Source organism: Williamsia muralis, assembly GCF_002735905.1.
Classification (GTDB): domain Bacteria; phylum Actinomycetota; class Actinomycetes; order Mycobacteriales; family Mycobacteriaceae; genus Williamsia; species Williamsia muralis_A.
In genome coordinates this window covers 188,299-214,539 of sequence record NZ_PEBD01000010.1, presented here as the reverse complement: position 1 = coordinate 214,539, position 26,241 = coordinate 188,299, and the positions used below count along the sequence as shown (strand labels likewise).

The following is a 26,241-nucleotide window of genomic DNA, read 5'->3' as shown; positions in this document are numbered from 1 at the left end:
CGATGTCAAGAGGGATCGTGCAAGTGGTGTGAAAGGATCGACTGCGTGGCATCGAAATCGCCAAGGACGGCATCACGGACCCCTGCCGGAGATGTCCGAGGGTTACTACTCAATGCCGCCCTGCGTGTACTGGACACCCACGGCGTGCGCGGTCTGACGGTGCGTGCGGTGGCGTCAGAGGCCAAGGTCGCGCCGATGGGTGTCTACAACCACTTCGACGGCAAGGATGGTCTGATCAATGCCCTTGTCACGGAGGGCTTTTCGCAACTACGAAAGATGATCGGCAGCGTTGTCGACTCCGACCCCGGCGTCCGGTTGAACCGCGCCGGTCACACCTATCGCGCCTTCGCACACAAGTCACCGACGCTCTACCGGCTCATGTTCTCGGGCCAGTGCGCGCCCGAGGGCGAAGTCGGAGAAGCAGCCCTCGGTGCGCTCACCGAAATCGTTCGTTACGGACAGGCCGCGGGCACGATCCGGGCCGGCGAGCCGATGGACCTCACGCTGCAGATCTGGTCTTGCGTGCACGGCGCCGTGAGTCTGGAACTCGATGGAGCCGGGCCTCCCGACACCACCAACCACTGGGAGTTCATCTACGCCCAGACCCTCGATTTGATCAGCCGAGGCGTCGCACCCTGACTCAGGGCAGCAGAATCGGAGGCAATCCCGGAATGGGGTTGGGAATCGTGTTCGGCGCAGGCCGTGCCGGGCGCCGTGTTGTCGGCGGCGGAGGAGGCGGCGGGGGTGCGGTGTAGCGCATCACCGGGGCGAGCGCGGCTTCGGTGTTGATCGGCGGCAGGGGCGGCGGGGTCGTGGTCGGGGCCGATGACGCGGTCGTCGGCGACTGCGCGGGGGCGGGCGTTGCCGCCACCGCAGTGCTCGTCTCCGGGGTGCGCAGGTACCGCTGGGACTGCGGCTGACCCGTGTCTTCGCTCCACGGCGCGACCACCAGGGTGGCGCCGCCGACGACGATGAGTCCGGCAAGCAGCGCCGCACCGATCAGCACAAGCCGGTTCTGGCGCCGGTTGTCCACGGGCGGTGGCGGCGGTTCGGGTTCTTGCACGAGCTGGGGTTCCGATTCCGGTTCGACGACCGGTGCCGGCCGCGCATGCCGTCCCGGTACCGCGAGGGGTACGTCCGCATGCATCGCCAGGACGGGCAGGTCATGCAGTCCGGTGGTCAATGCCGCTTGCAGACCGGGCCAGATCACGTGGTCGGGCATCAGGACCACGGCCGTGACCGGGGCAGGTGAGCCGGCGGCGATCGATCGCGCCACGCTGACCGCACGCGCCACCGCGGGAGCCAGGGCATCGTCGAGGTCGGTCCGGGTCACCCGCAGCATGCCGACGTACTCGTGGCCCATCACGAACGTCCCGTCGGAGCGGCTGAGCGCTGAGCGGGCCTTGGTCATGAGGTCGAGCAGTTCACGCGCCCACTCGGCGTTCTCGGGCATCGGAGCCTTGCCGGTGCGCACCAGGTAGTCGGCCACCGAGCGGTCGAAAGCCCTGCCCTGCAGGTCATGGTCGTCGAGCTGCATCAGGCATTGTCCGGTGGCGGAGTCGACCGCGGCACCACGCAGACCGCCGTCGTCGAGATCGATCAGGGCAAACGCTGGTCCGACCTGGCCGGATGCCGAGTGGAGGAGGTCACGAACCGTGCGCAGAAGCGATGGGTCGAGCCAGATCACTGCTCCCGACCTCCTCGTCGTCATTCACCAGTAGCAACCATGTGATGGCCATTCTGCACGGGACTGTCCTGTATGTCTTGTTCAGCCACCCCCCGCAGTGCAGTCGGCACGCGTCCGTGCGCTCGCTGAGTGCCATCGACGATCGTGTTATCCATCGATGTCACGGTCAGAACTGGCATCGTGGTAGCCGGTTTAGAATCCTGGGGTGACCGAGTACCGGATCGACGACCTCGCACGCGCCGCGGGAACCACCACGCGCAATGTACGTGGGTATCAGGACCGTGGGCTGCTGCCTCGCCCCACGCGTCGCGGTCGGATCGCGATCTACACCGACACCCATCTCGCCCGGCTCAAGGTGATCAACGATCTCCTGCACCGCGGCTTCACGATTCGGCACATCGCCGACTTCCTCCTGGGTGTGCAACGCGGCGACGACCTCGTGGACGTCCTCGGGATCCGGGAGGTGGTCACCGAACCGTGGTCGAAGGCGCGATCGGAGACCATCTCGGCCGAGGCCCTCAAGTCATTGCTCAACTCCCGCAACCCGTCTCACTACAAGACCCTTGAAGACTTCGGCCTGATCGAGGCCGACGGTGACGACTACGTGTTGCGCGACCGCGAGACCGTATACGCCTTCGGACGGCTCACCAAACTGGGTTTGACGCTGTCGAAGATCCTCGACGTCCACGGCAAGGTCGAGAAAGAGATGGCCGCTGTCGCCTCCACCCTCATCTCAGCCGGCCGCGACGTGGTCGAATCCGAACGCGGTGAGGGCTGGGTTCCCTCAGAGGGTTCCGAAAGCGACTGGGCCGCGGAGTTGATCGGCGAGATGCGCCGCACCGCGACCATCTCAGCTCACAGCGCCCTTGACCGTGCCCTCGACCGCGACCTCGCCCACCAACTCGACGACTACCTCCGCAAGGCTACGGACTGACCAGTTCGGCAACTCCGGTGTTCGTGTTGCCACCAAGCGCGTAGTACTGCCATCCCGCGGCGATCCACTGGCCGGCGTTCAGGCATCGCCTGCCGTCGACGATGTTGGTCTTGCGCACCACGGGTGCGAGTTCGTCGGGCTCCATGTGCACGAACTCGGCCCATTCGGTGAGGACGAGTACGGCGTCGGCGTGCTCGCAGGCCTCGCGCGCGGACGCGGCGTAGGTGAGTGTGGGGAACATCTTGCGTGAGTTGTCGATTGCCTTGGGGTCGAACACATTCACGGTGGCTCCCTGCAACTGCAGTTGACCCGCGACGTTCAGCGCAGGCGAGTCGCGGACGTCGTCGCTCTCCGGTTTGAAGGCCGCGCCGAGAACCGCGATGTTGGCGCCCAGCAGACTGCCACCACACACTTTTGTTGTCAGTTCCACCATGGCTGTGCGGCGACGCATGTTGATCGAGTCGACCTCGCGTAGGAAGGTCAGCGCTTGGTCGGCGCCGAGTTCGCCGGCCCGGGCCATGAAGGCCCGGATGTCTTTCGGCAGGCAGCCTCCTCCGAAACCCAGTCCTGCGTTGAGGAATCGGCGGCCGATGCGGTTGTCGTATCCGATTGCGTCGGCCAGCATCGACACGTCGGCCCCGCTCGCCTCACACACTTCGCTGATGGCGTTGATGAACGAGATCTTGGTTGCGAGAAAAGCGTTCGCCGAGACCTTGACCAATTCGGCAGTCGCCAGGTCGGTGTGCAGGAAGGGAATCTCCTCGGCGAGCAGGTCTGCGTAGAGTTCGCGCACGAGCTTTTCTGCGTGGCTGTCGGCATTGGAGCGATCTGTGCCCAGCACGATGCGGTCGGGGTGCAGGGTGTCCTGGATCGCGAAACCCTCGCGCAGGAACTCGGGGTTCCAGGCAACCTCGATCGTTGTCGACTCGTGCGCTCCCGCGGTGGCGCGGCGTTGCAGATCGGCGGCGGTTCCCACGGGCACCGTGGATTTCCCGATGATGAGGTGCTCGCCCCGGAGCCGCGGCGCTAGCTCGTCGACCATGCTGTAGACGTGTCGGAGGTCAGCGGCGTACTCCCCCTTCTTCTGGGGCGTTCCGACCCCGAGGAAGTGGATGGCCGCGAAGTTCGCCGCTTCGTCGTAGTCGGTGGTGAAGCGCAGACGCCCGTTGTCGATGTTGCGGCGCAGGACCTCGACCAGTCCGGGTTCGTAGAAGGGCAGTTCACCGGCGACGAGCGTCGCGATCTTCGCTTCGTCCACGTCCACACCGAGGACTTCGTGCCCGAGTTCGGCCATACATGCTGCGTGGGTGGCACCGAGATAGCCACAACCGAAAACTGTCACCTTCATACGCTTGGTCATACCCATCTGCGTACGGTTCATGTCTGTCGCGCCGGGGTGGTTCAGGTGACGTTCAGAGGTCACTCGTGCGAAAAGTTCAGGTAGGCCTTCGAAGGGGTCGGTCCGCGTTGCCCCTGGTACTTGGAGCCGACCGAGGCACTGCCGTAGGGGAACTCTGCCGGGCTGGACAGCTTGATGAGGCACAGCTGACCGATCTTCATCCCCGGCCAGAGGGTGATCGGCAGGTTGGCGACGTTCGACAGTTCCAACGTGATGTGTCCGGTGAAGCCCGGGTCGATGAACCCGGCGGTCGAGTGGGTCAGCAGTCCGAGGCGGCCGAGCGACGACTTGCCCTCAAGGCGGCCCGCGAGGTCGTCGGGCAGCGTGCAGACCTCGAGGGTGGATCCGAGGACGAACTCCCCGGGGTGCAGGACAAACGGCTCCCCTTCTTCGCGCTCGACCAGTGTCGTCAGATCGTCTTGGCGCTGGGCCGGGTCGATGTGGGTGTACCGGGTGTTGTTGAACACCCGGAACAGGCCATCGAGCCGGACGTCGATGCTGGAGGGTTGCACCAGCACGGGGTCGAAGGGCTCGATGGCCAGGCGGCCATCAGCGATCTGGGCGCGGATGTCGCGGTCGGAGAGCAGCACACGAAGAGGTTAGCTGCCAGGGTGCGCTCACCAGGTGGTGCCTGCTGGTTCCTGGATCGTCACGTTGATGCGGTTGAAGAAGTTCGTGGTGGCGATCAGCAGGATGATCGCCGACAGTTCCTTCTCGTCGAAGTTGTCGGCAGCTTCGTCCCAGACGGCGTCGGGTACTGCGTGGCCGCGGGAGTCGGCCAGGCGGGTGGCGTACTCGGCGAGGTTGAGCGCGGCGCGTTCGGGTTCGGTGAAGAAGGGCGATTCGCGCCAGACGGCCACGGTTGAGATGCGGTCGTCGCTTTCCTCCTCCGCCTTCAGGTTCTTGGCGTGGGCGTGAACGCAGGCGGCGCAGCCGTTGATCTGGCTGACCCGCAGTGCGAGGATTTCGCGGAGTGAGGCCGACAGACCGCCTTGGTCCATCGCTCCGAACAGGTGTGGGATGGCCTTGGTTGCCTGCGGCAGAACGGTGGCGGGGTTGGTCATGCGTGCGGTCATAGCGGACTCCTTCATCGGGGCGGCGATGTTGTGTCACATCGGCCGTGTCGGGCGGTTCATAGCTCTGACACGACGGAGAAGGGGAATGTGACCGATGGAGACGAACGATTTTCTGCTCACCGAGTTCGAGGCGAATCGCGGGCATCTGCGAGCGGTGGCCTACCGGATGCTGGGTTCGCTCAGCGAGGCTGAGGATGCTGTTCAGGAGACCTGGCTGAAGGTGGCCGGCGCCGACACCGATGAGATCTCGAACATCGGGGGCTGGTTCACCACGATCACGTCGCGGGTGTGTTTGAACATGTTGCGATCGAGGCGAACTCGCCAGGAGGAGCCACTGGAGATCGCACATGTGCCCGACCCGATCTTGGCTCCGCTCGATGCGGCCGACGATCCGGAGGGCCAGGCGGTGCTGGCCGATTCGGTGAGTGTTGCGTTGTTGGTGGTGTTGGAGACGCTGAGCCCGAGTGAGCGTTTGGCATTTGTTCTGCACGATCTGTTCGCGATGCCATTCGACGAAGTGGCGCCGATTGTGGGCAAGTCGCCGGCAGCTGCCCGCAAGTTGGCCAGTCGTGCCCGTTCTCGGGTGCAGGGGGCGACGCCGCGGTCGCAGGGTCTGGCCGAGCAGCGACGGGTGGTGGAGGCATTCACGGCTGCGGCTCGGGGCGGCGACCTGGAGGCGTTGATGGCGGTGCTGGATCCGAACATCGTCATCCGTACCGATGTGTCCGCGGACCGCGCACCTGTTGAGGTGCTGGGCGCTGAGGCTGCGGCCCGGGGCGCGATCACATTCCAGCGGTTCACCGAGCGGACGCAGATGGTGCGCATGAACGGCGGCATCGGCGTGCTGGCCTTCTCCGGCGACACGGTGTCGTCGGTTGCCGCGTTCACGGTGTCCGATGGTCGTGTGGTGGCGATGAACATCGTGGCCGATCCAGAGCGGTTGGCGCAGCTCGACTTCTCGGGCGTCATCTAGCGAACCGCAGCCTTGGACATGACCCGCTGGCCGGCGCGGGTGCTGAACCAGATCGTCCGGTTGCCGTGCAGGACTACCCGGATGATCCCGCGGGTCTTCATGTCGTGATGCTCTTTGCACAGGCATTCGAGGTTTGCCTCGATGGTCCATCCACCGGCCGACGGGTTGGCATGGTTGAACGGGACGATGTGGTCGAGTTCGCACTTGTCTGCGGGCACGGCGCAGCCCGGGTAGCGGCAGTGCCCGTCCAGTGCCCGGATCATTCGGGCCAGCTTCGAGCCGGGCCGGTATCGCAGGGCGCCGGGCGGCGCAGTACTCCACCCGCCGTGGCCATCGGGGGTCGCCGACGCTTTGATCGGCGGTGACGGGCCGATGTGTTTCTCCCCCAATATGATTCGATTTCCACCGTCGACCGAGTTCATCAGAGCGGCCGTGAGGTCTTCGCTGGTGATCGGCGCTTCGCCGGCAGTGTTGATCAGGTGAAGCACCGCTGCGACCGCTTTCTCCCCGATCGTTACCAGGCCCTTCCACCGCGATCGACCCGCCAGCGACCGCGACTGTTCACAATCCAGCGGACCGTATCCGAGCAGGTAGCCGGGGTTCGTCGACAATCCCAACACTGTCGGCAGATCAACCACCAATTCGGTCCATGCGCGTTTTGATTGGTCGGTTGAGGTGCGGGCCTGGGCCGCCGCCGGCATCTCGTCGTCGGTAGCCGCATTCGCATCGGCGATGGCACCAAGCACCGCATCCACTTGCGCGGCACGATCATCGGGCGCCATCTCTTCGAGCTGAGCCTTTGCCCGGATTGCTTCCTCCGCAGTACATGCTGTGATCAAGCTGGCCATCCCACCTGCGCGCCGGCGCACCACCACCCGCCGTGCCGGATCCACGAGGTCACCATCGTCGGCTACGTCCGGCTCGAACGGCATCAGATGCCGGTCCAGTTCTTCGGCGAACGAGTTGTCACCCAACAGCATTGCGTCTTCGGCGAGCACACCGTCCAGATCCACGAGCGCATCTCGATAGCCGCGGGATGCGCGGTGATAGATCGCTTTGAGCTTCTCGATGCTCAGCTCGCCACAGGCGAATGCGTCCGCGAGCGACGGCAGATGGTCGAGCAATCGCCGGCACCGCAGCAGATGGTCGGCCTGCCCGGTGGTGCATCGCCAAGCGACCGCAATCTCACACGCAGCCGCCCGAGTGCCGTTCTCGTCGTCGTTGCTGGAGACGTACCGGTAGTACTCAAGGCCGTCGTCCAGCCGCTGAGCCCACGCCCGATTCACCTCACGAATCCCAGATTGCACCCGCGACAACAACTCTGACGCCTCAGCGTCCATCGTGGTGGCCCCCGCCCAACTCATGATTCGATCATACGTTCGAGGTCCGACAATCCGTCAGACCGAGCGCTGAACACCGCTGCCGGGTACGCCTGTTAACATCGCTCTCGCGGCCAACGCCGCACGCCGATGTAGTTCAATGGCAGAACGGCAGCTTCCCAAGCTGCATACGCGGGTTCGATTCCCGTCATCGGCTCCGCCGAACGCCCTGTTCAAACCCCCTCCCGCCGAGTTTTTCTTAGTGCCTACCAACGTTCGGGGCCGCGCAGGGGCCGCGAGCGTGTCTGCGACAGTGCGTGTCGGGTTCACGTGGAACAATCGCAACCGTGACGGAGCAAGACAGACCGCTGGACGCGGGAGCGCACTACAACCTTGCGGTCAGGACACGCGACGCGCTGTTGAGTAGCGGCGGACCGACCGACGTCGAACTATTGGTTCGCCGATTCGGCTTCGAGATCGTCTACGACCCAGAACATGGACCCGATTGGGCAGAGATCTTCATTGACGGCGATCAAGCAGCGTTGATTCAGCTGGCCCAGTTTCTTGAGGTGTTGCCCAAGACGAACGTCAATGACGAGTCCGCTCCCGATACGACTGTCGACGCGTACACAGAACTGGTGTCTGCCGAGACCGCGCTTCGCGACGTGATCCGGGTTGCTGTGCCCCTCTGGGAGGATCAACTTGGCACCGAAGCTGTTCAGAAGCTGACCAACCGGCGTACTGAGGAAAATCGCAGGCGAGATGGGATTTCCGTCAGCCAGGACCTTCTCGACTACACTGAAATTTACCAGCTGCAGAAATTGATCAGCACGAACTGGGAGGCTGTCAGTCCAATTATGGACGACAGGAAGCGCACCGAAGTCTACTTAGACCTCATCTTCGATGTGCGAAATACGATTGGCCACTCCAGGCCGGTTGTTCCGTCAGAACGACTGCTACTAGCCGGCGCTGCTGGACAGATTCAGAACCAACTCGCCAAATATCGCGGTGGCGTTGATGGCTCGGCGTTGTACTACTCCTCTATCGACTCAGCGCGCGACAGTTCAGGCACAAGCGGCAATCCGAAACTGATGGATCCCCACAGAGACCGTGGTAACGATGGCCGATTGGAGGTCGGCGAAGTCATTGCGTTCGAACTTGCAGCTACTGACCCTCGCGGGCGCGAACTTCGTTGGTCGATGCATGTCACTAAGGAAGATCGAGCATTTTCGTATTCGTCCTTCGACCAGCGGGCAGCGTCCACAGGGAATCAAACACGCATCGAATGGGAAGTTGCCCGAAGGGACGTCGGCGAAGAGATCGATGTAGTAATAGTTCTACGGAATTCCAGCGAATTTCAGCGGTCACAGGGCCGCGGCGACGTTCGCGTATTCCACTACCGTGTCAGCCCACCGCTGACCTAGGAGAGCGCAACAAATATGAGCGTATGGGAACGGCTCGGCTTCCGCGAAAACCTCTATGCGACACCCCCCCTCCCCGGCAACGAGGAGGGGTCGAGGTTACTGGTCGGGCGCGACGCGGAAGTCGAGGAGCTGCAGGATCACTGGGCGTCATACGACACCCATGCATCAATCGAGGGCGCGAGCGGAGTAGGAAAGACAAGCCTCGTCGCGGTCGCGGCGTACCGGGATATGGTTCAGCGTGAGAGGTTGCGAAAGCCACTGATCATTCCGATGAATGACATCTTCCAACTCACCTCCGATGCGGGTAGTTTTGACCAGAAAGTGTACCTATCTCTCGCGAGAGCACTGTTAGACAACGAGCAGCGTCTGGGAAAGGCGGGGTACCCTATATCAAATCTCAATCCGCTCCGGCAGTGGCTCGATTCACCTGTCAACACAACCAGGGGCGGGACCGGCAGCGCGTTCGGATTTGGCGGTGGCGGTACCTACGGTACGGCGTCAAGCACCTCACCAGGGTTCACCGATGGCGGACTCATTGAGCTAATCAATTCAAACCTCCGTTCGATATTTCCCACCAGGAGCGCCGGCGGTTTTGTCGGCGTTCTAGACAACATGGAGTTGCTTTCAACGTCAAAAGAGGCACGCCGACGCCTTGAGGAAATGCGCGACGGTGTTTTGAGTATCCCAGGGGTTCGATGGGTCCTCTGCGGAGCAAATGGCATTGTGCGAACAGCGGTCGGATCACCGCGGCTCACCGGGCGGGTCGCCGATCCGCTTCGTCTTGCGCCACTGCATCGAGACGATGTCCCAGAAGTCATTCAGCGCCGCATCGGCGAATATTCGGTAGGCCTGCGGCTGATCCGCCTGTTGAGCCTGACGGATTCCTACACCTATACAAAATTCTCAACAGCAATCTCCGAATAGCTCTCAAGCACGCTGGAGAGTTTACCAAGTGGTACGACCGAAACGGCCAAGGCGGAAGCGATCGTCGGGGCCTGCTTGAGATTTGGCTGACGGAGCAAGCTGATGCTTACGCTGCCGATGCTGGTTCACTTACAGGCCGCACCTGGCAATTATTTGACGAGCTGATCATCTTCGGGGGCAGTTGCAGCCCGAGCGAGTTCGAACAATTCAGCTTCTCCAGCCGTGAAGCAATGCGTCCGTATGTGAAGTCACTCGAAGACGCAAACCTGGTCAACAGTGCCATTGATGAGGATGATTCCCGCCGGAGAACAATCGAGATCACGTCCAATGGATGGCTCGTGCATTACAAACGGTCCGGTTACCAGCAACCTGAAGGCTAGCCTCAGCAGGAACCAAGGCGGTCGTCTGTCCACGATGCAACGCCCGCCAAAATATCGACCGCAGCCGATCCACCTTCGATTGCTGGCAATGCAAAACCCACATCACGATCGCGGCCACGGCGAAGGCGTCGGGGAAGCGCGAGGACTGGCGCGAGTGGCTCGGCAAGGAGTAACAGCCCGCCGGTTCGGGGCCGCACAGGGGCCGCAGGCCAGACCGTTCTCCAGCCGACTCAAGCCGATCCGGAAACGACTCAAACCGTACCGGGTCCGTCCCATAGTCGTAGTGACGCAACGCAATTCGCATCATCGCCAGGGCGTCTAGCTGCGACAGCTCGAACACCCGTCTCAACGCAGAATTAGCTTCCCAAGCTGCATACGCGGGTTCGATTCCCGTCATCGGCTCCAGGTCAGAAGTGGTATCGGTTGAATACAACCGGCTGCGACGTCTTTGCCGATCCGGTCGTCAGAAATTGCGAACCTGCCCTGCCTACGTCTGTGCCCTGTCTTCCTGTGCCCGTAATTGTCACAAGCCTTCTCGCCCGCCAGGTCTACCTCCACAGGGAGGTAGACCGTCTCGTGGGTCTCCGGCCAGGCAGGTGCCGGGTGTTGCGGGGTGGCCGCGCAACGCAATACGCCCCGACACCGGGTGCCGGGGCGTATTACGAGGTTGTGCCGTACGGCTTAGTGCCCGTCGTAGTTTTCGTGGCTGCCGGACTTGGCCAGGCCGCGAGCGATCATGTAGCCGATGGTCAGCCAGGTGATGTACTTCAAAGCCTCGGCGGCGCCGAACGGGTCGGAGTTGCCGTCTTCTCCGCCCACGACGAGTGCGGTGATGGCTACCGCGAGCACGGCGAGAACGAACACGATCAGTTCGCTCGTCTTGGTAGACGCCTTGGTTTCGGTGCTGCGCCGCGCTGGGGTTGCTTGCCGCACATCTCCGCCGGCCGGTCCGGCCGGGAAGCCGCCGCCCTGGTTGCCGTGCTGCATTGGATTGTGGCTGCTGGTCATGTGTCCTCCGTCAGATGGCGGTCGGGGCGAAACGGCCCGCGAACGTGTTCTTCTTGAACACAGCAATACCCAGCAGGATTTGGAGTAAACAATTCGACATTGACTGTACTTAAGATTTTGTGAGTCGCATCACTGCTCCTCCGCTACCAACGCGTTTGACATGCCTAAGCCAGCTCTCAAGCCGGGAACGCGGGCTCGATTCCCGTTATCGGCTCCACCGGCGGCACTCGCCCCCCTCGCTCTACTTCGCCGACGCCCTATCTCGCCCCAGGCTCGTCAGGATCACCGGCCCATCGTCGGTCACGGCAATCGTGTGTTCACTGTGAGCGGTACGCGACCCATCGGCCGAACGAATGGTCCAACCGTCTTTGTCGTAGACGATCTTGTCGGTGCCCTGCGCCAGCCAGGGTTCGAGTGCGAGCGTCAACCCCGGCTTCAGCTTCAGGCCTCGTCCTGCACGTCCCACATTGGAGACGTGTGGGTCTTCATGCATGGTGCGTCCGAGGCCATGACCACCGAACTCGGTGTTCACCAGATAGCCGAAATCTATTGCCACGCCGCCGATTGCCGCCGAGATGTCCCCCAGGCGATTACCGACGACCGCAGCGGCGATCCCTGCAGCGAGTGCCGTTTCGGTGGCCTCGATGAGCCGCTCATCCTCAGGACGCGGGGTGCCGACGATCAGGCTCCGCGCCGAATCGGCAACCCACCCGTCGATCGACACCGCGATGTCCATGCTCAGCAGATCACCATCGCGCAGCACGTAGTCATGCGGTAGCCCATGCAGCACAGCATCATTGACGGAAAGACAGATGACGTTACGGAACGGTCCGCGACCGAAGGACGGCGAATAGTCCCAGTAGCACGACGCGGCGCCGCGCTCCTTGATCAGGTGACGGGCACGGTGTTCGAGATCCATGAGGTTCACCCCCGGGGCGGCACGCCCGGCGAGGTCATCGAGCAGTTCGGCGATGAACAACCCGGTGACACGCATCGCCTCGATCTCCCGCGGCGTCTTCAGTTCCAGCACAGATATCCCTCTCGCGAGCACATGTTCGGTATTTAAATACCAGCCTAACCGTCCGGTCGGTATTTTCATACCGGCCCAGGTAGACTCGCCGCATGGTTCGCCTCCCCTTGACTCCTGCCCAAGTCGCCACCGGCCAGCGCCTGGGTGCATACCTGCGCCAGGCCAGAGGCGAGCGCACCCTCATCGAAGTCGCACAAGAGGCGGCCATATCGCCGGAGACACTCCGCAAGATCGAGACCGGCCGGATGCCGACGCCGGCATTCACCACCATCGCCGCACTGGCCCGGGTACTGGCCCTACCCCTCGACGATCTGGCGAACATCTGCCTCGTACGCGAGGACCTTCAGAAGAGCGGCTGAGCACCAACTTCATGCCCGACAGCGTCAACCGAGGGAAATGTGCCCTCGATGCACCCTCACGGGGCAGATGTCGGTGAGACCCCAGGCGATCGCGGTCAGGGACCAGCCAACAGGACTACAGTAAGTTCCATATCGTGCATCTTGCTCGGTTGTGAGCGGATGGAGCTCAAGCAATGAGCACCGAGAACAATGACGCATACAAGCGGATCGCCGAACTGGCCCGCGACATGAGCGAGCATCTGCCCAACGATTCAGCGACCGCTCTCGGTGAGCTTATCCACAACGCCGTGGACCACATCCCGGGTGCAAACTATGCAGGGATCACGGTGGTCTCCAGGCAGAACAGAGACGTTGCCACGCCGGCGGCCACCCACGAGGCTCCCCGGACCCTCGACGCCCTGCAGCAGAAGCACCGCGAGGGGCCTTGCTTCGACGCGGCGGTGGAACACGACAGCTACTACATCAGCAACCTTTACGACGAGACACGATGGCCCAGGTTCTGCGCGGACGCCATCGAGCAGACGCCGATCCAATCGATCGCGGCGTTCCAACTCTTCACCACGCGAGACGCAGTCGGCGCCTTGAATCTCTACTCCGACGACCCCGACGCCTTCGACCAGGAATCACGCGACCTCGGCTACATCTTCGCCGCACATGCGGCGACGGTCTGGGGCGCATTGCAGCGAGGCGAACAGTTTCGTAGCGCGCTGGCCAGCCGCGACACCATCGGGCAGGCCAAAGGGATGATCATGGAGCGCTACAGCGTCAACGCGATCCAGGCATTCGACCTGTTACGCAAGCTGTCCCAGGAGTCGAACATCCGTCTCTACGAGATCGCTCTCCAGTTGGTCGAGAACGACCATCCGTCCGGCGCCCGCTAGTTCAGACGCTCAGAACCAGATGAGGCGGCGCCCCCGCCATATGTTGTGAAACCGGGGGCGCCTGATCAACGACGACTCCGCGGTGACGCCGTTGCCTTGCCTCCGACTACCCAGCGCAATGGATCGATAACCTATTCGGCGATCCGCCGGAACAGGTGCACGCTCTGTGGAACCATCGTGAACATGACTTTGCATCCAGAGATCACAGCTCTCATCGAAGAGGCAGAACGGACGCGGCAGCGTGCGCTCGACCACGGGAGTACCGAACTGGCCGATCAGACACAACGCTTCATCGATGACCTGCGCGAGAAGGGCAATGCCCTGTCCGAGCCCGACGCCGAGGCGAATCAGGTACTCGAGGAAGCCAAGAGCAACCTCGCCCGGCTGTCGGACGAGGGAAAGTAGAGCGGGCAACGCGCAGTGAGACTCGATGAGTTCCGGCGCATCGTCCAGGCCTCCGACCCCGACGACTGGTACGTGATCAAACACCAGGGCCCGAGCTATCACGATTGGCTCGCCGGGACCGTCTCGAAAGACGGTTACCGCCTCGAAGTCAACACCCATTACGCCACAGCGTCGTACAAGCCCGACATCAGCCTCACGGTGGGCTGGGGCATGAGCCTGGACTTCGAACACCACGGCGAACGCGCGCACGACCGCACGTACGAATGGTCGAAGGTGTTGTCGGACAGCCGGGTTCGTCTCGCCTTCGCCGACTTCTTCTGGTGCGGCGCTCTCGTCGACCGGTTCACCTACGTGGTTGCCGATGGCGGCCGGGCCGTACTGCCATGGGCGGTGGAGATCCAAGGACTCAAGACCACGCAGTGGGAACACGACACCGCGAAGCTGCTGCATCACCTCGGTGACCACATCGAGGGTTTCGAAGAGTACTTTCGCAAGGTGGGTTTCCAGATTGATGGCACGTAGATGCGCGGTGGGGTGAGCAATCCCCGCGTCGTGGTGATCGGTGCGGGCATGTCCGGTCTCGCGATGGGAGTCAAGCTCAAGGCAGCCGGTTTCGACGACTTCACCATCCTGGAGAAGGGCAGTGACGTTGGCGGGGTGTGGTTTTGGAACCGCTATCCGGGACTGGCGTGCGACGTGCCGTCGCTGCTGTATCGCTATTCGTTCCAGAACAAGACCGACTGGCCGAAGGTCTTCTCGGCGCGAGACGACATTCACCGCTACCACCGCGACGTCGCCGACACCCACGACCTCTGGCCGCACATACGGTTCGACACCGAGGTCACCGGGGCCTGCTTTCGCGACGGTCGATGGCATGTCGACACCGCTGCCGGCGACCGGCTCACCGCCGACTTCGTCGTCGCCGCCACCGGCGTTCTCCATCATCCGAACACACCCGACATCCCCGGTCTCGGCGACTTCACCGGCAAGGTGGTGCACACCGCACGGTGGGACCCCGACCTCGAAACCGACGGGAAGCAGGTTGCCATCATCGGCGGCGGATCCACCGGGGTGCAGCTCACCGGTGCGTTGGCTCCGTCCGTCCAATCGCTCGCGGTCTTTCAGCGCACACCGCAGTGGGTGCTGTGGGCGCCCACCACAGTGCGGCAGCCGAGGTTCTTGACGGCCTTGTTCAACCGGTTTCCGTCCGCCGCGCAGGCCTCGTATCGGGCTTCCGTGCGGGCCAGCGCACTGTTCACCGACCTCACCATCCATCCGGGGTTCAAACGCTCCGCCGTCCAGACCTACGCGCGGCTCTGCCTGTACCTGATCCGCGACAGAGAACTCCGCGAACGCCTCCGGCCCGACTATCAGCCCCTGTGCAAACGGCAGGTGTTGTCCGGCAACTACTTTCGTGCCATCTCACGCCCCAACGTCGAGGTGATCACCGATCGGATCGATCATGTCGACCCCACCGGCATCGTCACCGTCGACGGGAGGCATCACGATCTCGACGTGATCGTTCTGGCCACCGGATTCCGGGCCCACAACTACATGCGGCCGATGTCGGTGACCGGCCGCGACGGCATCACCATCGATCAAGCCTGGGACTCGGGCCCGCATGCGTTCGCGATGACAAGCATTCCCGGCTTCCCGAACTTCTTCACCATCCTCGGACCCAACAGTCCGGTGGGCAGTATTCACCTGCAGACGGCCGCGGAATTGACGTGCGACCACATCGTGGCGTGGGTCGAAAAACATGCCCGCGGTGAGATGGCCACCGTCGAGGTGACCACCTCGGCCACCGAACGATTCAACGTCGCAGTGCGCACGGCGCTGGAACCGACGGTGTGGAACACCGGGTGCCAGAGCTGGTACTTCAAAGAGGACGGCAGTGTCGATCTGTGGCCGTTCGATCTGGCCACCCTCAAGGGTTATCTCGGTACCCCGGACATGGCGGATTACTCGCTGACCCGACCCCGCGCCCGATCGCTCACAGAGAGCGACTGAACGCGAGCACGTCGATCGTCTGATCCGCGGCCTCCCGGGTCTGTCGGATGAACTGCGCGTTGGTCTCATCCGGCCCGAGGGCCCACCGTCTCGCGTGCTCCGGGGTTTTCCCGAAACGTATGTGCCGCTTGATGAGTCGTTCCACCCGGACGTCCGTGGGTGTGTCGAGGTACCAGATCTCGTCGACGAGTTCGCGAAGACGGTCCCAGGGCTCGTCCGTCGCCAGCAGGTAGTTGCCCTCAGTGATGATCACCGGCGTATCGCTGGGGATGGCGATGGCCCCGGCGATGGCTTCCTCGATGTCGCGCACATAGTCGGGTGCGTAGACCACGGACTCGGCCCGTGCCCGCAGGCGCTGCACGAGGTTGACGAATCCGTGTGCGTCAAAGGTGTCGATGGCACCTTTCCGGTCGGCCCGCCCGAGACGTTGCAGTTCGCTGTTCGCCAGGTGGAAGCCGTCCATCGGCACAGTGACAGCCGCGGCATCCAGCCGGTCGATCAGCGCCTGGGAAACGGTGCTCTTGCCGCTACCCGGCTCCCCGACCACACCGATGATGATCCGTTCACGCCCTTCACGCAGACGCGCCACATGCGCCAGCAGGTCTGCGATGTCGGCGATCACGACGTGTTCCTTCCGATTGATGTGGGTATTCGGCTGCGGTGAAAGCGCCAGGTGCTCAGGAGTTCGTCCCAGACACCCTCGATCTGAAGGTACTAGCGGACGCCGCACGCGGCTGTCGCGGATGCGACCTCTATCGCGACGCCGATCAAACCGTGTTCGGTGCCGGATCGGCCCGGGCCCGCATCATGTTCGTCGGCGAGCAGCCCGGGGATCAGGAAGACCGGGCCGGCGAACCATTTGTGGGTCCGGCGGGCAAGTTGCTCGACAAGGCTCTGGCCGCAGCGCACATCGACCGCACCACCACCTACGTCACCAATGCGGTGAAGCACTTCAAGTTCACCCGCGCCGACGGTGGCAAACGCCGGATCCACAAAAAGCCGGGACGAACCGAGATCGTCGCCTGCACACCGTGGCTCACGGCCGAGATCGAGACCGTGCGGCCCGAGGTACTGGTCTGCCTCGGTGCCACGGCCGCTCAAACGTTGCTGGGCACCAGCTTTCGGCTCACCGAGCACCGCGGCAAGGTGTTCGATCTTCTTACCGACGGTGCACTCCCGGGTGTCACTGCGACGACGCGTGTTGTCGCCACCATTCACCCGTCCGCGCTGTTGCGGGGGCCGTCCGCGGACCGGGCACAAGGTTTTGACGCGCTGGTCGCAGACCTGCAGGTGGCAGCCGCGTTGGTCTGACAACTCCGGGCGAATCGTTGCGGAAGCGAGACGCGACTTCCGGTGGACCTGTGGAACAGTGAGTCTTCGTGACCACACCAGTCACTTACGTCACACCAGTTACACACAAGGAGCAGTTATGCCCACCCTCCGCTCGGCAACGATCGGGTCGATCGTGGTGGCGCTCACCGCGGCCACAACAGTGGCGCTGGCTGCGCCGGCAACTGCGGCGCCGTGCGGGAACCAGGGTGGTAACGGTTCGAGCCTGATCCCGGGGATCGGCGACTTCGGCAGCAGCAGCGGAACGGGGAACGTCGACGCCGGGCCGCAGGGACCGCTCCCGACCATCGTCGGTGGCAACACGCAGGCCGTCTCCTGGGTCACCGGCCCTCGCAGCGACAACCGCACCCTCGACCGATTCGGTATTTCCGGCACCGACCTCGGGATCAGTTGGGACAACGGGTCAGGACAGACGCTGATGGCCTTCGGGGACACCTTCGGCGATTGCGGTGCCACAGGTCAGCAATGGCGACACAACGTTCTCCTGCGTTCGGACGATGTCAACCTCGCCGACGGGATCTCGGTCCCGGACCCCGCACCCGGCAACCGGCGGTCGGGTTCGGTTGTCACCGCCGAACGCCCGCGGTTCTCGCAGCAGATCATCGACGCCTTGGACCTGCCCGCCGTGGAGATCACCACGATCCCGACCGCTGCGATCTCGGTCGGGGACACGCAATACATCAACTACATGTCCGTCCGGGCGTGGGGAAACCCCGGTCGCTGGGACACCAACTACTCGGCGATCGCGGTCTCGCGGGACAACGGCCAGACCTGGACTCCCGAACTCGCGACCGTCCGGGTGAACTCAGGGGTCACCATCGAGGGTGTCGAACAGCTCCACGCCGACAACAGCAAGTTTCAGATGAGCGCCTACCTGCGCGGCAACGACGGTTTCATCTACCAGTACGGCACCCCCAACGGCCGCTACGGAGCTGTGTATCTCGCCCGGGTGAAGGCCGCCGACATCCTCGACTTGACGAAGTACGAGTACTACTCCAACAACTCGGCCGATCACTGGCCGAACACCATGGGTGATCTGAAGGCGATCGCTCCCGCACCCGTCAGCGAGATGTCGGTGGCATGGAACGAGCACCTGAAGAAGTACGTGATGCTGCACGGCATCGAATCGCAGGGGCGGCTGGTGCTTCGCACCGCTGATCGACCCGAAGGACCCTGGAGCGGCGCGAAGACCCTTCTCAACCTCGCGCAGACCACAGGTGGCATCTACGCGCCGTACATCCACCCGGGGTCCGATGGCCGGTACCTCTACTTTACGGCCTCACGCTGGTCGGACTACAACGTGATGCTGCTCAGAACCGATCTCGACCGGATCTGAGCTTCACTCAGCGGCGGTTCGCGCGGACGGGCAGCGAATCGTCTCGGCGTAGCGAGAAGAAGTAGGGCTTGGCCGAGCCACGCAGGTCCATCAGCCCGAGCACCGTGTCGTCCGAGACGCGACGAAAGATGTCGTTGATCGGCTGCGCGTCATAGACCATCGTCGCGGTGTCGACGCCGCGGTACTGCGTGGTCCGCAACCTGGCCTTCGGTTTCTTGGTCTGCAACAACGGGCGCGCGGCGTTCACCAGTCCGCCCAGTGAGCGGTTCTCCAGCGACGGCAACGGAGCGTTGAGCAGCACGCTCACCGGGAGGCGCTTGGGGTCCAGCGCCCACAGAGCCCTGCCGTCCGCAGTCGGGAACAGCAACGGGTGCACGGTCTCCCCGTCGACGAACTGCTTGCCCCACCAGCCACTGGCGACGAGCATGCCGTCCATCGGATGACCGGTCTGCAGTTCCGCGCCGCGCCAGGTGCCGATCATGAAATCCGTCTCGACGGGCTCGGCCCCGTCGAACACCGCGAGGGCCTCCTCGGTTGTTGCGCGCTCGTCCCTGACCATACGCTCCGCTACCGACATGGACCTCAAGGTAGCGAATCGGAGAGTAATTCGTGCCGGCAGTGGGAACAACTGACATCGGTAGCCTGGAACTACTGTTGGTTCGTCACGATCGAGAGGCCCCCGATGGAATTGATCCTGTTGATCGCGGTGATTGTTGTGGTGATCGGCATCGTCGCACTCGCCCGCAACCAGGGCTCGACTCGTCGCCGCGCCGACGAAACCATCCTTGCCGACGCGAAAGCCGATGCGAGACAAGCGATCGAGCGGCTCGGCGGTCAGGTGTTCAACCTCGTGGGCTCCAATGAACCGGCCAAGTCCGCACTTGCCGATGCATCCGAACGTTTCAACGCGGCCGGGTCGCAGATCGAGCAGGCGGCCACCCCCAGACAAGCCGAGCTCGCCAAACAAACTGCGCTGGAAGGCCTTTACTACGTACGAGCCGCCCGGACAGCGATGGACATGGACCCGGGACCCGAGATAGGCACGCTGGTGGGCCAGAAGAGTTCGGGTGAAGTCAGCGAGAAACGGGAGATCGAGTACGAAGGTCGCCGGGTTGCGGCGTCACCCCAGCCGTCGGACCAGACACCGAACTACTTCCCCGGCGGACGCGTCGCCGGCCGCCCCGTCCCCGCCGGCTGGTATTCCGAGCCATGGTGGAAGCCGGCCCTGGTCGCCGGCGCCTGGGGCCTGGGATCGGTGCTGCTGTTCAATGCCATGTTCAGCGGCATGGCCGGCGTCGGATACGACGCCCAGGCCTTCGAGAGCGGTTATGGCGACGGGTACCAGGACGGCCTCGACGCAGGTGACGGCGGTACCGACCCCGGCGACCCCGGCGACCCCGGCAACGCGGATACCGATTACAGCGCGTCCGGGGACGACTTCGGCGGTGGCAACTTCGGAGGCGGCGACTACGGCAACAGCGACTTCGGAGGCGGGGACTTCGGAGGCGGGGACTTCGGGGGCGGCGACTTCGGGGGCGGGGACTTCGGCGGCTTCTGACCGACCGCGGTTCGACAAGCACGTCCGCCCGATCGTATGGCGAGGATCACAAACTTCGATTTGCTAACGGCTTACCTGCGAAGACCCGGGTTCGCATCCCGGTGGCGCGGCCAATTGGTCACGGATCGATAACGGTTAACGCCGTGTTTCGGGTACCGTCGGCGCGGTCGTAAAAGGCCTAGACAAAGGCCATATCAGGAGGTCCCCGGTTGGGTAAGCATTCAGCGCCGAAGAGAAAGTCGCGTTCACCTTTCGCTCTGGCAGCTCTCGTACCCATCGGATTGGTCACCGCCGCAGCAACCGCCGAAGCCGATCACCAGCTGACCGACTCCACCACGCAGGTGGCCGACATCCGTCAGGCCCCGCAGTCGTCGACGCCGACTCCCGTAACCGCTCCGGTGGTCGAGCCGGTCACCCAAGTTGCTGCGCCCGCGCCGGCACCGGCCCCCGAAGTCGTGCCCGCAAGCGTCACCAGCGGTCAGATCCCCCGGGTCAACTACGAGGCCTATTTCGCAGCCGGTTCGAAGCTGGCGCAGGAACTACCGGGTTGCGGTATCTCCTGGCAGCTGATCGCCGGGATCGGAAGGGTCGAGTCGACCCACGCGAACAACGGCAAGGTCGGCGACAACGGCGAACTGCTCGCGCCCATTCTCGGCCCGGTACTCGACGGCAGCCTCGCCGGGAACAACGTCATCCACGACACCGATGGCGGTCAACTCGACGGCGACCCCAATTACGACCGCGCGGTCGGGCCGATGCAGTTCCTTCCCGAGACCTGGAAGAAATACGCAGCGGACGGCAACGGCGACGGTGTGATCGATCCCCAGAACCTGTTCGATGCCGCCCTGACCACCGGCCGGTACCTGTGCGACGGCGGACTCGATCTCCGTGATCCCGAGCAGCAGGTCGCCGCAGTGCTCAGGTACAACAACTCGATGGAATACGTGTCCGACGTCCGAGGCTGGGCAGCCGGCTACTGAGCCTGGGTCGGGGTCTGAGCCGCTCGCGGGAGTGTCAGCAGCGTCACCACGCTGACCACGACGAGCAGGATCGCACCCACGATGAGGAACGTCGCGATGGCCGCGCCCGGCAGGAACAGCACAATGATGCCTGCGACCACCGAGAACACACCTGACCCGATCAGGAACCACTTCGGCGCGTAGTGCGCACCCGCCAGACCGGCCGCAATTTCCTGCGCTCCCTGGAAGATCCAGCCCACGCCGATCACGATGGCCAGCAGCACCAACGACTCACCGGGGTTGAACAGGCAGATGATGCCCGCGATCAGGACGATCGCACCCATGATGCCGAAGAACACCCTCATCGAGGTCGGCAGCAGCTTGGCCGAAAACGCAACGGTCAGCCGGTACACGCCGGTGAAGATGAGCGTGATCCCGAACAGCAGGGCGACAACGAGCAACGTCGGTTCCGGCCACACCAGGGCCACGATCCCGACGATGATGCCGATGATGGCGCTGGCAATCAGCCCCGCCCGCACGGCATTGCGGAGTTGATCGGGAAAGGACTGAGGGACAAAGGCGTTGGTGCGGGACGATGTGGGGCCCGTGGCGTTGGTCATGGGGTAGAACTTACAACTCCGCTGCCGGTCGGCGCAGGTGTCCGGGTTTCACGCAAACGGAATGCTCACCCTCACGAGGCCACCGCCCCCGTCAGAACCGATCGTTACCGTCCCACCCAGTTGTTCGCCGCGTTCGCGGATCGATTGCAAGCCGGTACCCGGGATCCAGTGGTCGACCGCCTGCCCTTCGTCGCGCACGGCCACATCCAACTCGCCTCCTACGACGCCGAGTTCGACCGTCGCCGAGGCCGAACCCGAGTGGCGCGCCACATTGCTCACGGCTTCGACGATGATCCGGAACGCCGCGACCTCAACAGCTGCGGGCAGGTGAGGGAGCCTCTCAGGGGCATTCACCGTCACGATCAGCGGTTCGCCATCGGCGGTCCGCAATTGCGAAACACGCTGTGTCACCGCACCTACGAGGCCCATCTCGTCGAGCGCGGGAGGACGCAGCCCTTCGACAAGACGGCGGATCTCGACGATCGCGCCTGCCGTCTCGGCGCGCACCGTATCCAGTAACCGAATCGTCTCGGCCGAATCGGTCGATGCGTGGTTTCGCGCCGCGTCGGTGGTGAAAGCCACCCCTGTGAGGATGGGGCCGAGACTGTCGTGGAGATCGCGACGCAGACGCCGGCGCTCTTCCTCCAGTGCGGTCAGAACCTGTCCGCGCGACTCACGCAGGTCCGCGGTCAGGCTGATTCCCTGCAGCGCACGCGCCAACGGCGCCGCCACCAGTTGCAGCACCGATCGCACCTGCGGGTGCAGGCCGCGTGAGTCGGCGGGCACCCCGACCACCAGCCGGCCGACCTCATCCCCGTCCGCGGTCAACATCACGATGAACTCCTCGGCACCACCGGACCCCGCAGTCGCGATGCAATGATCGTTGTCCCACAACTCGATTCGCGGAACGCCGATCGCCTCCTGCAGCGACACCACCCAGTTGCCGGGACCGCCCGCCGCCGACAATTTCTCACCCAATCCCGACAGCGTCCGTACCGCGTCTCCCCTGCTCCCGAACAGCACTTCGTCCACCACCCCACGGAGCCGGGCCGCGACAGGCCCGAATGCCGCCGCGATCACAAACGCGATCAGCGTTCCGGTTGCCCGCGAAGTGGGCGTTCCCGAGGCTCCCTCGATGAGGACCGTGGCCGCCGAGAACATCGCAACAGTGAGCTCGAACATCGCCGCGTACAGAACGATCCAGCTGATCATCAATCTGATGTCGACCACGTCGGGCACCGTCATGCCGAGAGACAGGAGCAGGGGCACCGTCGGCGCCAGCAGCGCGGCGATCACGAGGAAGACTTCTCCATCGGGGGAATCGGCGAAGAAGAGGAGGTGTCCGAGAACGAGGAATGCTGTCGCAGTCACGGTCACAAGCCAGAGCATGCACCGTCTGTCCCGCCCGGTGGAGCTGTCGGTTCGCCACCACACCAGAGCCACCAGCACCGTGCCGGAGACCGGTACCGCAACTATCAGCAATGGTGTCCACCAGGACCCGACCACGATGCCGGCCCCGCCGATCCCCAGCAGGACGACGGCGAGGTCGGAGACCGACGACCTGTCCCGGCTGGGGTACGTACACAACGTCAGCGGGGCAACAAGTCCGAGGGCCACGGCAACGAGGGCGCGCCGCAGGTCGCCGGGGCCGGTGTCGACGATCACGAGCAGCAGCGCAGTCCCGAGTACCGCACCGAAGGCCACGAACCCGGAAGCGACCGCAGGCGATCCCGGTACATCGTCATGGCGATGCATCCACCACAACAACCACAGGCCACTGATCATCGACGCGATGGCCACCACCAGTCCGCCAACCGGGACGATCACGGGCCACCGGCCGCGCTTCGACCGAGGCCGTGTTCGCGGGCGAGCACGATCGCCTCGGCGCGGGTGGCAACCCGCAGTTTGGCGAAGATCGCCGAGATGTGGTTGCTGACGGTCTTGTTGGCGACGTCGAACGAACGCGCGATGGCCGCATTTGCCTCTCCGCGTGCAATGCGGTCGAGGATCTGCAGCTCACGGGGGGTGAGCTGGGGGAAAGCGTTCGCGGGAGACGGCTGCGCTCCGACGGCGGCATCGAGCAGCAGCTGGGCGACAGAGGGTCCGAAGACCGTCTCGCCGACGGCTGCGGCATGCAACGCGTGTTCGATCTCTTGTTGTCCGGCGCCTTTGAGCAGATAGCCCCGGGCACCGGCCGCAAGGGCGGCCAGTACCGTCGCCTGGTCCTCGAACATCGTCAGAACCAGCACTGCCGTGTCCGGTAGTGCCGCACAGATCCTGCGCGTCGCCTCGATTCCGTCGCCGCCGGGCATCTGGATGTCCATGATCACCACATCTGGTCGGAGCAGATGGGCCTCTCTCAGCGCCGCCGCTCCCGACTCGGCTTCGCCGCACACCTCGATGCCGTCGAGCGACGACAGCAGCGCACGGATCCCGCTGCGCACCACCGGGTGGTCGTCGACCACGAGAACTGAGACCATGGGAACGAGTTTGACCCCGCCAGGCGGCTTTGACCAGGTGTTGTATCCCCTCCCGACGCGGCGATTGCCCGGCACTCTGGGTGCCTACCCCCATGACCGGTGGCAATCAGAGCCCCATCCTGAATCAGTCACATCCCCTTCTCTGCGATCGGTCACCACGATGAACTCTGCAACCACGTCCCTCGATTTGAACAAGAAGGTCAAGATCGGCTTGGCGATTGCTGTTGTCCTGGGCGTTCTCGACATCATCAGTCTCGCCATGCCGGCCCCGGAAGACGACGCGGCGGGCCCACCCATCGGCGTGCTGGTGTTCACCACCATCATGGGGTTGCTGACCATCGTCTTCGCGGCCTTGGCCTGGAAACGTCACAGCCGCAACGCCATCCGCGGTGTGGTCGTCACCCGGTTCCTCTCGGCTCTGTCCGCCGTTCCGGCCTTCTTCGTCTCCGATGTCCCAGGCCCGGTGGTGGTGCTGGTCGCGGTCTTCGTCGTCGTCACCGTGGTCACGATCGCCTTGGTGATGAGCAAGCCGTTCACGGTGCAGCGAAGCGATGCCGGGTCGTCAGCCACCGCAGCCTCACGGATATAGACCGCGACGGGACCGCTGCAACGCAGCTAGCCCATCGAGCGCGCGAACGCGTCGACCTGTTCCTTGGCCTCCGAGAGACTGACCCCGGTCCGCTGATGCCAGAGCTTCAGAGCCAGTGGCATTTTCCCCGCCCGGATTGCGTCGGCGATCTCAGCGGGAATGTTCTCGGCGGTCGGAGCCGCTGGTGCCGGCGGCCCGTCCAAGCCCAGCCTGCGGTACAGGTCGTCGATCAGTTCACCCTGTCGCTGCACCTGCCGCCTGAGGTCGGCAATGTCCTGCGCGTCGCTGCTCATGACAGCGGACGCTAACAGTGGCCCAGCTCGGTGTCCACGGAAACCACGGGCACGCGCAGTAAGTGAAGATGACTGGATGACGGCCAATCGATCGGCGCGCATACCTGGCGTCGACATCGCGCGGGCGCTGGCGGTACTGGGCATGTTCGCAGCGCACATTCTCGACCTCGGCGATCTGCGGTGGACGCAACCGGAGACGTGGGGTTCGGTGGTCAACGGCCACTCGGCCGTCACCTTCGCGGTGTTGGCCGGGGTCTCGATCGCCCTGGTCACCGGCGGCACCGCCCCTCTCGGGGCCGAACAGCTCGTGGTCGCGCGCCATCAGCTGCTGGTTCGGGCGTGTTGCATCTTCTTGCTGGGCGGATTGCTTCAGATGCTGGGCACCCCGGTCCTGATCATCTTGGTGATGTACAGCTTCCTGTTTGTCGTCTCGCTGCCGTTGCTGCGGGTCTCGCCGCCCACGCTGTTCGTCGCGGCCGGTGTGATGGCGGTGGTCATGCCGTTTCTGGTGCCGCTCATCCACGCCGCACTCGGGGCGTGGGGATCGCCGTTCAACGCATTGACCGACATCCTCATCAGCGGCGGATACCCGGGGCTGATCTGGGCGGCCTATCTGCTTCTGGGACTGGGCATCGGACGGTTGGATCTCCGGTCGCCGATGGTCGCCCGGCGACTTGCCGGCTTCGGTGCCGGGATCGCCGTGGCCTCCTACCTGCTCTCCGCGGCGTTGTCGGGTTTCGACGACGGAACGCACCAAACGCCGTCCCAGTTCTACGCGCCCTCGGAGAACCCGGGTGAAGGCTTCCTGTGGGAATGGTCGGACCTGCAGGCGATGCTGGGCGCCGAACCACATTCAGGCACCCCGTTCGACGTGTTCGGTTCGGCGGGGATCAGCATGCTGGTCATCGGGCTGTGCCTGTTGCTCTGCCGACGGCCCGGTCGATTCAGTTTCCCGCTGCGGGCCACCGGGACGATGGTGCTCACCGTGTACAGCGCGCACATCGTGGCCATCTTCGTCCTGTGCCAGTTCTCCGAGCGCGGTCGCGACGGCGTGTACCCGTGGCAGGGGCTGCTCACCTGGATCGTCTTCGTACTGGTCGCGGTTTCAGTCTCGGCCGTATGGATTGCCCGGTACGGTCGCGGTCCGGTGGAGGGTCTCATCTCGTCGATCGCCCGCAGGAGCTCGGGTAGTCGCCGAGTACCAGCGCGATCCGGGTTCTGATCGGTACAGTCGAGTCATTGCACTG

General features: G+C 64.0%; 29 protein-coding genes and 1 tRNA gene. 17 read left to right on the top strand and 13 right to left on the bottom strand.

The annotated features are described in order from the left end of the window. Positions 1-45: 45 nt before the first annotated feature. Positions 46-639, top strand: coding sequence for a TetR/AcrR family transcriptional regulator (locus tag CSW57_RS14785; protein ID WP_099383531.1), 594 nt, complete (start codon positions 46-48; stop codon positions 637-639). Position 640: 1 nt separating this feature from the next. Here CSW57_RS14785 and CSW57_RS14780 read toward each other — a convergent pair whose 3' ends face one another. Next, complete coding sequence (locus CSW57_RS14780) at positions 641-1,711, bottom strand: hypothetical protein (RefSeq protein ID WP_143696545.1); 1,071 nt, start codon at positions 1,709-1,711, stop codon at positions 641-643. A gap of 181 nt (positions 1,712-1,892) precedes the next feature. Here CSW57_RS14780 and CSW57_RS14775 point away from each other — a divergent pair, with 181 nt between their 5' ends. After that, on the top strand, positions 1,893-2,621 hold the full coding sequence (locus CSW57_RS14775; RefSeq protein ID WP_099383529.1) for a MerR family transcriptional regulator: 729 nt from the start codon (positions 1,893-1,895) through the stop codon (positions 2,619-2,621). On the opposite strand, the gene CSW57_RS14770 is transcribed toward CSW57_RS14775, so the two are convergent. The 3 genes from CSW57_RS14770 to CSW57_RS14760 form a co-directional block, all read right to left on the bottom strand. Beyond that, positions 2,611-3,969: a UDP-glucose dehydrogenase family protein gene (locus tag CSW57_RS14770; protein ID WP_099384478.1), complete on the bottom strand. Its 1,359-nt coding sequence runs from the start codon at positions 3,967-3,969 to the stop codon at positions 2,611-2,613. The two genes, CSW57_RS14775 and CSW57_RS14770, sit on opposite strands and share 11 nt — an antisense overlap. A gap of 71 nt (positions 3,970-4,040) precedes the next feature. Then, entirely contained in the window at positions 4,041-4,610 is a 570-nt protein-coding gene (gene dcd / locus CSW57_RS14765) for a dCTP deaminase (protein ID WP_099383528.1), read from the bottom strand. A 27-nt stretch (positions 4,611-4,637) separates the two neighbouring features. Next, on the bottom strand, positions 4,638-5,096 hold the full coding sequence (locus CSW57_RS14760) for a carboxymuconolactone decarboxylase family protein (RefSeq protein WP_099383527.1): 459 nt from the start codon (positions 5,094-5,096) through the stop codon (positions 4,638-4,640). Between the two features lie 94 nt (positions 5,097-5,190). On the opposite strand from CSW57_RS14760, the gene CSW57_RS14755 reads away from it, so the two are divergent. Next, positions 5,191-6,069, top strand: a complete 879-nt coding sequence (locus tag CSW57_RS14755; protein WP_099383526.1) for a sigma-70 family RNA polymerase sigma factor — start codon at positions 5,191-5,193, stop codon at positions 6,067-6,069. Here CSW57_RS14755 and CSW57_RS14750 read toward each other — a convergent pair. Continuing rightward, positions 6,066-7,433: an HNH endonuclease signature motif containing protein gene (locus CSW57_RS14750; RefSeq protein ID WP_143696544.1), complete on the bottom strand. Its 1,368-nt coding sequence runs from the start codon at positions 7,431-7,433 to the stop codon at positions 6,066-6,068. The genes CSW57_RS14755 and CSW57_RS14750 overlap by 4 nt on opposite strands. Before the next feature lie 101 nt (positions 7,434-7,534). On the opposite strand from CSW57_RS14750, the gene CSW57_RS14745 reads away from it, so the two are divergent. The 3 genes from CSW57_RS14745 to CSW57_RS14735 all read left to right on the top strand — a co-directional run bounded on the left by CSW57_RS14745 (position 7,535) and on the right by CSW57_RS14735 (position 9,736). Then, positions 7,535-7,605: transfer RNA gene (locus CSW57_RS14745), tRNA-Gly, on the top strand. Between the two features lie 130 nt (positions 7,606-7,735). Further along, positions 7,736-8,812, top strand: coding sequence for a hypothetical protein (locus CSW57_RS14740; RefSeq protein ID WP_099383524.1), 1,077 nt, complete (start codon positions 7,736-7,738; stop codon positions 8,810-8,812). 15 nt (positions 8,813-8,827) lie between these two features. Beyond that, complete coding sequence (locus tag CSW57_RS14735; RefSeq protein WP_099383523.1) at positions 8,828-9,736, top strand: ATP-binding protein; 909 nt, start codon at positions 8,828-8,830, stop codon at positions 9,734-9,736. Positions 9,737-10,797: 1,061 nt separating this feature from the next. On the opposite strand, the gene CSW57_RS14730 is transcribed toward CSW57_RS14735, so the two are convergent. Further along, positions 10,798-11,124, bottom strand: a complete 327-nt coding sequence (locus tag CSW57_RS14730; protein ID WP_223249273.1) for a hypothetical protein — start codon at positions 11,122-11,124, stop codon at positions 10,798-10,800. Positions 11,125-11,365: 241 nt separating this feature from the next. Then, on the bottom strand, positions 11,366-12,154 hold the full coding sequence (gene map, locus CSW57_RS14725; RefSeq protein WP_099383521.1) for a type I methionyl aminopeptidase: 789 nt from the start codon (positions 12,152-12,154) through the stop codon (positions 11,366-11,368). A 92-nt stretch (positions 12,155-12,246) separates the two neighbouring features. Here map and CSW57_RS14720 point away from each other — a divergent pair, with 92 nt between their 5' ends. The 5 genes from CSW57_RS14720 to CSW57_RS14700 all read left to right on the top strand — a co-directional run bounded on the left by CSW57_RS14720 (position 12,247) and on the right by CSW57_RS14700 (position 15,809). Then, positions 12,247-12,513 (top strand): helix-turn-helix domain-containing protein, encoded by a 267-nt coding sequence (locus tag CSW57_RS14720; RefSeq protein WP_030175798.1) that lies wholly within the window; start codon positions 12,247-12,249, stop codon positions 12,511-12,513. A gap of 173 nt (positions 12,514-12,686) precedes the next feature. After that, the gene (locus tag CSW57_RS14715; protein WP_099383520.1) at positions 12,687-13,394 is read left to right on the top strand and encodes a GAF and ANTAR domain-containing protein; all 708 of its coding nucleotides are present in this window, start codon (positions 12,687-12,689) and stop codon (positions 13,392-13,394) included. Positions 13,395-13,577: 183 nt separating this feature from the next. Beyond that, a complete protein-coding gene (locus tag CSW57_RS14710) occupies positions 13,578-13,799 on the top strand; it encodes a hypothetical protein (protein ID WP_030175790.1) in 222 nt (73 codons plus the stop codon). Positions 13,800-13,814: 15 nt separating this feature from the next. Then, entirely contained in the window at positions 13,815-14,321 is a 507-nt protein-coding gene (locus CSW57_RS14705; protein WP_023960101.1) for a hypothetical protein, read from the top strand. Then, a complete protein-coding gene (locus CSW57_RS14700; RefSeq protein WP_099383519.1) occupies positions 14,322-15,809 on the top strand; it encodes a flavin-containing monooxygenase in 1,488 nt (495 codons plus the stop codon). On the opposite strand, the gene CSW57_RS14695 is transcribed toward CSW57_RS14700, so the two are convergent. Continuing rightward, a complete protein-coding gene (locus tag CSW57_RS14695) occupies positions 15,793-16,431 on the bottom strand; it encodes a nucleoside/nucleotide kinase family protein (protein WP_223249272.1) in 639 nt (212 codons plus the stop codon). The genes CSW57_RS14700 and CSW57_RS14695 overlap by 17 nt on opposite strands. A gap of 38 nt (positions 16,432-16,469) precedes the next feature. Between CSW57_RS14695 and CSW57_RS14690 the strand changes: the two genes are divergently transcribed. Beyond that, positions 16,470-17,120: a UdgX family uracil-DNA binding protein gene (locus CSW57_RS14690; RefSeq protein WP_099383518.1), complete on the top strand. Its 651-nt coding sequence runs from the start codon at positions 16,470-16,472 to the stop codon at positions 17,118-17,120. Positions 17,121-17,238: 118 nt separating this feature from the next. Continuing rightward, entirely contained in the window at positions 17,239-18,495 is a 1,257-nt protein-coding gene (locus CSW57_RS14685; RefSeq protein WP_099383517.1) for a DUF4185 domain-containing protein, read from the top strand. A gap of 7 nt (positions 18,496-18,502) precedes the next feature. On the opposite strand, the gene CSW57_RS14680 is transcribed toward CSW57_RS14685, so the two are convergent. Beyond that, a complete protein-coding gene (locus CSW57_RS14680) occupies positions 18,503-19,072 on the bottom strand; it encodes a DUF4334 domain-containing protein (RefSeq protein WP_099383516.1) in 570 nt (189 codons plus the stop codon). 105 nt (positions 19,073-19,177) lie between these two features. Between CSW57_RS14680 and CSW57_RS14675 the strand changes: the two genes are divergently transcribed. Further along, positions 19,178-20,053: a hypothetical protein gene (locus tag CSW57_RS14675; RefSeq protein ID WP_099383515.1), complete on the top strand. Its 876-nt coding sequence runs from the start codon at positions 19,178-19,180 to the stop codon at positions 20,051-20,053. Between the two features lie 209 nt (positions 20,054-20,262). Continuing rightward, on the top strand, positions 20,263-21,033 hold the full coding sequence (locus CSW57_RS14670) for a lytic transglycosylase domain-containing protein (protein WP_099383514.1): 771 nt from the start codon (positions 20,263-20,265) through the stop codon (positions 21,031-21,033). On the opposite strand, the gene CSW57_RS14665 is transcribed toward CSW57_RS14670, so the two are convergent. Genes CSW57_RS14665 through CSW57_RS14655 form a run of 3 tightly spaced genes read right to left on the bottom strand, consistent with a single transcriptional unit; the run spans position 21,027 to position 24,112 of the window. Beyond that, a complete protein-coding gene (locus tag CSW57_RS14665; RefSeq protein ID WP_099383513.1) occupies positions 21,027-21,632 on the bottom strand; it encodes an HdeD family acid-resistance protein in 606 nt (201 codons plus the stop codon). The genes CSW57_RS14670 and CSW57_RS14665 overlap by 7 nt on opposite strands. Before the next feature lie 48 nt (positions 21,633-21,680). Next, positions 21,681-23,459 carry a sensor histidine kinase gene (locus CSW57_RS14660; RefSeq protein ID WP_099383512.1) on the bottom strand — a complete coding sequence of 593 codons (1,779 nt, stop codon included), beginning with the start codon at positions 23,457-23,459 and terminating at the stop codon, positions 21,681-21,683. After that, positions 23,456-24,112 (bottom strand): response regulator, encoded by a 657-nt coding sequence (locus CSW57_RS14655; protein WP_099383511.1) that lies wholly within the window; start codon positions 24,110-24,112, stop codon positions 23,456-23,458. Before CSW57_RS14655 ends, CSW57_RS14660 begins: the two co-directional genes overlap by 4 nt. A gap of 160 nt (positions 24,113-24,272) precedes the next feature. Between CSW57_RS14655 and CSW57_RS14650 the strand changes: the two genes are divergently transcribed. After that, positions 24,273-24,701: a hypothetical protein gene (locus tag CSW57_RS14650; protein ID WP_099383510.1), complete on the top strand. Its 429-nt coding sequence runs from the start codon at positions 24,273-24,275 to the stop codon at positions 24,699-24,701. Between the two features lie 26 nt (positions 24,702-24,727). Here CSW57_RS14650 and CSW57_RS24485 read toward each other — a convergent pair whose 3' ends face one another. Next, complete coding sequence (locus CSW57_RS24485) at positions 24,728-24,994, bottom strand: hypothetical protein (RefSeq protein ID WP_189339279.1); 267 nt, start codon at positions 24,992-24,994, stop codon at positions 24,728-24,730. A 76-nt stretch (positions 24,995-25,070) separates the two neighbouring features. Between CSW57_RS24485 and CSW57_RS14645 the strand changes: the two genes are divergently transcribed. Further along, a complete protein-coding gene (locus CSW57_RS14645) occupies positions 25,071-26,216 on the top strand; it encodes a DUF418 domain-containing protein (RefSeq protein ID WP_189339278.1) in 1,146 nt (381 codons plus the stop codon). Positions 26,217-26,241 lie beyond the last annotated feature (25 nt).